This is a genomic window from Streptomyces neyagawaensis, assembly GCF_023516595.1.
In the GTDB taxonomy this organism is placed as follows: Bacteria; Actinomycetota; Actinomycetes; order Streptomycetales; family Streptomycetaceae; genus Streptomyces; species Streptomyces neyagawaensis.
The window spans coordinates 1-6211 of record NZ_JAMGBG010000040.1 but is presented as its reverse complement, the minus strand read 5'-3'; the positions used below and the strand labels follow the sequence as shown (position 1 = coordinate 6211).

Sequence of the window (6211 nt, the reverse complement as noted above, 5' to 3'; positions counted from 1 at the left end):
CGAACGCTTCAACCGCACCCTGCAAACCGAATGGGCCTACCGCCAGGTGTTCACCAGCAACACCGAACGCGACCACGCGCTGGCGCCGTGGCTGACCTTCTACAACACTCGACGCCGACACACCGCGCTCGCAGGCCAGCCCCCGATCAGCCGCCTGTCACCAAAGTCATGACCGAGTACAGCTAGGGCCTGTCGTTCTCACGCCTGGGCGTCGTCGTTCCGTGTGTCGTCCGGGCGGACCGCGATGTGGTCGGGCTCCAGTTCCAGGGCGACCCGGTCGCGCATCCCGAGGGCGCGGGTGTACTCGGCGGGGAGCTGGAGGCGGCCGGCCCGGTCGAGCATGGCGTACTCGCGGGCGACCACGTTCTCCTGGCCGGTGGCGGAGTCGACCTCGCTGTGACGGAGGACCTCCGTCGAGGTGCGGCCGTCCCTGATGGCAACCGTCCGGCGGACCTCACTGGCGACGGACTGGTCGTGGGTGACGATGACGATCGTGGTCCCCAGTTCCTCGTTGGCGGTACGGAACGCGGCGAAGACCTGTTCGGCGGTGTGGGAGTCGAGTTCACCGGTCGGCTCGTCGGCGAGCAGGACCGCGGGGTCGTTGGCGAGGGCGACCGCGAGGGCGACGCGCTGCTGCTGGCCGCCGGACATCTGGTGCGGTCGGCGGTCGCCGCACTCGGCGACGTCGAGCAGGTCGAGGAGTTCCTTGGCGCGGTCGGCCCGGGCGCGGCGCCCGCCTCGGGTGCCCGCGAGCTGCAGGGGCAGGGCGATGTTCTGCGCGGCGGTGAGGTAGGGCAGGAGGTTGCGGGAGGTCTGCTGCCAGACGAAGCCGACGGTCGTGCGACGGTACGCGAGGCGTTCCTTCGCGGACATGGTGACCAGGTCGTGGTCGGCGACGCGGGCCGCGCCGGCGGTGGGCTTGTCCAGTCCGGCCAGGATGTTCATGAGGGTCGACTTGCCGCTGCCGGAGGCGCCGACCAGCGCCATGAGCTCTCCCTTCCGCACGAGGAGGTCGAGGCCCTGCAGTGCCTGGACCTCCACGCCGTCGGCGGAGAAGATCCGTACGACCCGGTCGCAGGTGATCAGGGCGTCGTGACCGTAGGCGGCGGCGTTGCGCGCGGCGAGGGCGCGGTCGGCGAGCTCGTGGAAGGTGGGAGTGGTGGTCATCGGCTGCTCCTGGGCGGACGGAAGGACACGGGCCGGTACCGGAGGGGGCGGACAGCCGCCGTTCGGATGACACCGGGACAGGGACCGGCGTGATCCGGATGGCAGGGTCTGGCTGCGTTCGAAGGAGGGCTCACTGTCTAGTGGTCACCCAGCCTCAGTTCGCTCACCGAGCCGCGTCGGCCGGTCCACCAGGCCTGGGCGGCCGGCACGCCGACGGCCAGCAGCAGCACGGTCAGCGCCGGAACCGCCAGCGACAGCGGATCCGTGCGCAGCGCGGCCCCTTCGAGGCCGGACGGGGAGGCCAGGGCGATGGTGGCGAGGTCGATGCCGGGTGACAGCAGGTGGATGCCGGCCCAGCCGGTCAACACGCCGCCCGCCGCGGCCAGGAAAGCCTGCGGGAGCGCCATGAGGATCAGCAGCCGTCGGCCCTGGGAGCGGCTCATGCCCATCGTGCGCAACCGGGCGAGCAGGGCGCGGCGTTCGGGCGCGGTGCGCAGCACGGTCAGCAGGAGGGCGAGGACCGCGTACCCGGCACCCGCGGCGACCGCGACGACGTAGAGGCGTTCCGCGCCGGACTGCAGCGGTGAGTCGACGTGCCGCGCGCGTTCCTCCGCGCGCAGCCGGACGGACGCGCCCGTGCCGTCCGCCGCCGAACGCAGCGCCCGCCCGTTGAGGGAGTCACCGGTCAGCAGCAGGGTCGTCGCGTGCGCCGCGGCGCGGGGAAGGCCGGCACGGTCCACGATCAGGAAGTCGTCGCCGATCACGGCCGGGGTGTGTGCCCGGACGAGGACGACCTGGACGGTGACGGAGGTGCCGTCCGGGAGCAGGACGACGTAGGGGTCGGTGCCGTACTCCTCCGCCACATGGGGGGAGGCCAGCGCGGGCAGCGGCCGGTCGGCGCCGTCCCCCGCACCGGTGTCCTCGCTCCCGTTCCGGCTCTGTCCCTCGCCCCCGCCTCGGAGGCTCGCCGCGTCGAACGACCCCAGTCCCGTGCGGTGCGACAGGCGCGCGTAGGCGGCGGGGTCCACGCCGGCCAGCGGGACGGGCTGGCCGTTCTGCTGCGGTTTCGCCTCGCGGGTGACGCTCGCCGCCGTCACGTCCCGTACGCCGGGCAGCCCGCGCACGCGGTCGGGCAGGGCCTTCGGGAGTCGCCCGGTGGTGGTCTCGACGCGGCCGTCGGCGCCGACATCGAGGAGCGCGGCCTGGTCGCGGGCCGCCGTGACCCCCGCCAGGACGGAGCCGCCGAACGCGGCCGTGGTCAGGGCGCTGAGCAGGGCGAGCAGCGGCAGCACGGCGAAGCCGGGCGTGCGGGCCACCTGGGCCAGCGACAGCGGGATCACCAGGCCGCGCAGGCGTGCGGCGGCCTTGCTGAGCGCGCGCAGCGGCAGGGGGTGCAGACGGGCCAGCAGCAGAGCCGCGACCACGCCGGTGAGCAGGGGGGCGGCGGCCACCAGGCCGGTGCCGCCGGATCCCTGGCGGCGCAGGGCGGCGACCGCGCCCGCCGCGATCACCAGCACCGTCGCTTCCACGACCGTGCGTCGCCGGGACGGCCCGTTCGCCGTGAGGTCCTCCCGGCCGTCGTGCATCCGCACCGTACGGTGCGCCGCCACGGCCCGCAGGGGCAGCGCGAGGCAGGCGAACAGGGTGACGGCGAGTGCGGCGGTGACGGCGGGCGCGGTGCGGGCGCCGGGCAGGAGGAGCAGTGCGGCCGTGAGTCCGAGGGCGCCGGCCGGCACCGCCACCGCCGCCGTCTCGGCCAGCAGCCGGGCGGCGAGGCCGGGCAGGGAGGCGCCGCGGGCCCGCAGCAGGGCCAGTTCGGCGCGGCGGCGATCGGCCGCGACTCCGCCGGCCATGGCCAGGACGATGACGGCGAGGCTACCGGTCCCGACGGCGGCGATGACGAGCAGCGGCTCGATCCCGGAGCGCAGTCGGGCGTGGTCGGCGAGGACCTCGTCGAGATTCGTCTGGGCCTCCAGCTCGTCGTCGACAGCCGCCCGCAGGCGCTGCACTCCCGGGCCCGACTCGAGGGCGGCGACGGAGGACGCCAGCCGGTCGAGATCGTGGCCGCGCAGGGTGGCGAGGTCGGGGGCCACGTTCCAGTACCGTTCCGGGCGGCCGGGTGTGCCCAGGAGGGCCGGGCCGGCGTCGGGGGCGAGGAGCAGGCCGCCGAGCCAGTAGACCTCGGCGAGCTGGCTGCCGGGCACACGGCTCAGTGCGGGGGTGCGCAGCACCGGCAGTGCCGACCAGTAGGCGCCGTCGGGGCTGCGGGGGACGACGATCCCGGTGATCCGGACGGCGAGCGGGCCGCGTCCAGAGCCCGGTACGCGGATCACGGAGCCGACCTTGATGTGGAGGGTGCGGGCGGTGTCCGCGGTGACGGCGGCCTCGACGCTCTCGGTCGTCGCGGTCACCGGTTCGCCCGTGGTGCGGGGCAGCCGGCCCGCGGAGAGGCGGGAGTGGGAGGCGAGGTCCTGCTGGGCGGCGAGCACCACCTGGGCGGGCAGCCCGGCGGGCTGGGCCAGCCAGGGTTCGGACGTCTCCAGGGGGACGGTCGTGCGGACGCCGTACGCCGACTGCGCGCGGTCGGGAACGAGCGGCGCCTCCGCCGCGGCCAGCGCCTCGGCACGGGCCTTGGCCAGCGGACCGACGCGCAGGAGGGACTCCATCTGCTGGAGCGAGGCCATCCAGGGCGGCGCTGCCTGGATCTGCACACTCGTCCGGTCGGGGCGGGCCTGCTCGATGGCCCGGCGCAGCCCCGCGTCCCCGTACCGGTCGACGGCACGCGGGTACGCGGCGGCGAGCGCGGCCGTCACGGCCACCAGCAGCGCGAGGGCCACGGAGGTGCCGGCGAAGGCCCTCAGCCGTGTCCGCAACCCGGCCCCCGCGTGCGGCGGCGCCGCCCCCGTCCCTTTGCCCTGCGGGGGCACCGGTGGCGCGCTCACTGCGTCACCTCGTCCCTGAGAGTCGTCGTCACGGGTTTCGCCCGCCGGAGCGCGAGGGCCACCGTCACCAGGGTGGGGCCCGCCGCGAGTGCCGCCAGCAGCGCGGCGAGCCGCAGGAGCGGGAGTTCGACGAGCACCGGTGGGAGTGGCCGGGTGGCCTGCCCGGTCAGGACGACGAGGGGCACCAGCGCGTACGTCAGCACGGCGCCCAGGGCCGTGCCGACCAGCAGCGCCAGGGCCACCAGCACGCCGTGCTCCGCGGCGACCAGCCGGGCGAGCCGGCGCCGCCGTGTCCCGAGGGCGCGCAGCACGGCGAACTCGCCGTCCCTGGCGCGGATCGCGCCCGCCGCGCTCACCGCGAAGCCGAGCGAGGCGAAGAGGACCGTCACGGCGGCCGCCGCGACGAGCGCGGCTTCCGGGGCCGCCCCGAACGGGTCGTCGCTCAGCTCCGACGCCGTCTCGTCGCGCACCATGACCTGCTCCGGGCCGATGTCGGGCAGGGCCCGTAGGGCGGCCGCCGTGGCAGCGGGGGCGCTCGTGCGCAGCCACCATTCGGTGGGCTTCAGGCTGGTTCCGTGGCGGGCCTGCAGTACCTGGTTGACGGCGCGGAGATCGACCATCAGAGCCCCGCCGTCCAGCGCGGTGGTCTCCGTCGTGGGCAGGGCGCTCGCGGTGCGGACGACGCGTACGGGCACGGAGTGGCCTTCGAAGGAGACCTCCAGGCGCTGGCCCTCGCGGGTACCGGAGGCGGTGAGGTAACGGTCGGTGGCGACCGCGACGATCTCGGGCTCGGCGGGCTGGGTGACCTTCAGCCGGACCTCCAGCGGCGGGGCGGGCGGTGATATGTCCGGCGGCTGGTATCCGGTGCTGTACGTCATGGTGACGGGCGCCGTGGAGGTGATCCGAGGGTGCGAAGCGAGGGCGTCGTCGTCGGGGACGGAGGGCGTGTCGGCCTCGATCGCGGTCGTCCACTTCGTGGGCAGGGTCAACTTCTGTTCGTCGCCGCCGTCGCCCGCCGCGGTCAGCGTGTCGAGGACCAGGCGGTGCCGGTGGGGGCGGTTGAACGGCTGCGGTGTGGTCAGTTCGAGTCCGGACAGCGTCAACGGGCCGCGGGCGCCGTTCAGTTCGGGGATCAGCTGGTGGGGGCGGCCGTCGGCGGGGAGACGGCCGGACGGTATCTCGTAGGAGGTGCCGTGGCGGTCCAGCAGCGTGAGGGTGACGTCCGCGCCCTGCCCACGCGGGGTGCTGTGGAGGGTGGCGGTCAGTGTGAGCCGGGTCGTGCCCTCGGGGATCTCCACGCCGGCGGGCGGCGCTCCGCGCGGGGCGAGCCCGGCGAGCAGCGGGCCGTCCGACAGGTCCCGCCGCGCCCGCACAACCCCGGACGCCCGGGCCGTGTCCAGAGCGACCACGGTCGCGGTACGGCTGCCGGAGAGAGCCACCGTGCCACGGGCCGCGGGGACGATCCCGTCGACGTGCGGGAGGTCCGTGTAGACGTCCGTACGGCCGAGACCGTCGCCGCCGGAGACCAGGACGCGTACGTCGGCGCCCACGCGGAAGTCGGCCTGGTCGGCCTGGGAACGGTGCCAGGACGCGCCCTGCCCGATCGCCATGACACCGAGCGCCACGGAGATGACCAGGAGCAGCACAGGGCCCGCCCCGCGCATGGGCCGGCGGCTGAACTGCCAGCCGACCATGGCGGCGGTCAGGCCGCGCCCGCGGGTCAGCAGCCGTTCACCGATCCGCGCCAGGAGAGGCAGCAACCGCAGTACCAGGACCGTTCCGGCCAGGAGCACCAGGGCGGGCGCCACGACCAGCAGCGGGTCGACGTCGAGGACGCCCTCGCGGTCGGCGGTGACGGCGCCGGAGTCCCGGCCGGAGAGCATCCAGAAGGCGACACCGGCCACGGCGACCAGTCCGAGGTCCGCGCCGGCGCGCAGCGGTGCGGGCAGGGCGGTGGCGCGTGCCGTGGCGAGGGACGCCCGCCACGCGGGGACGGCCACCGCGAGCGCGCACAGCGCGGCCACGCTCGCGGAGACCACCCACACCTCGGGCCGGCCGGCGGCCGGCAGGTCGACGCGCACGCCGGTCCTGCCGAGCGCGCC

General features: G+C 75.3%; 4 protein-coding genes. 1 reads left to right on the top strand and 3 read right to left on the bottom strand.

Annotated features, from left to right (window positions below):
- On the top strand, nucleotides 1-172 hold a 172-nt coding region (locus M8J73_RS18775), incomplete at its 5' end, for an integrase core domain-containing protein (protein WP_249828828.1).
- Between the two features lie 26 nt (nucleotides 173-198).
- On the opposite strand, the gene M8J73_RS18770 is transcribed toward M8J73_RS18775, so the two are convergent.
- From M8J73_RS18770 to M8J73_RS18760, 3 genes are all read right to left on the bottom strand, one after another.
- On the bottom strand, nucleotides 199-1167 hold the full coding sequence (locus tag M8J73_RS18770; protein ID WP_249828827.1) for an ABC transporter ATP-binding protein: 969 nt from the start codon (nucleotides 1165-1167) through the stop codon (nucleotides 199-201).
- 137 nt (nucleotides 1168-1304) lie between these two features.
- Nucleotides 1305-4109 (bottom strand): ABC transporter permease, encoded by a 2805-nt coding sequence (locus tag M8J73_RS18765; protein ID WP_249828826.1) that lies wholly within the window; start codon nucleotides 4107-4109, stop codon nucleotides 1305-1307.
- A partial coding sequence (locus M8J73_RS18760; RefSeq protein ID WP_249828825.1) for an FtsX-like permease family protein occupies nucleotides 4106-6211 on the bottom strand: 2106 nt, incomplete at its 5' end. The genes M8J73_RS18760 and M8J73_RS18765, both read right to left, overlap by 4 nt.

Coding starts and splice junctions, on each gene's coding strand:
- M8J73_RS18770 (WP_249828827.1), bottom strand. CDS start 1,167: ATGACCACCACTCCCACCTTCCACGAGCTCGCCGACCGCGCCCTCGCC.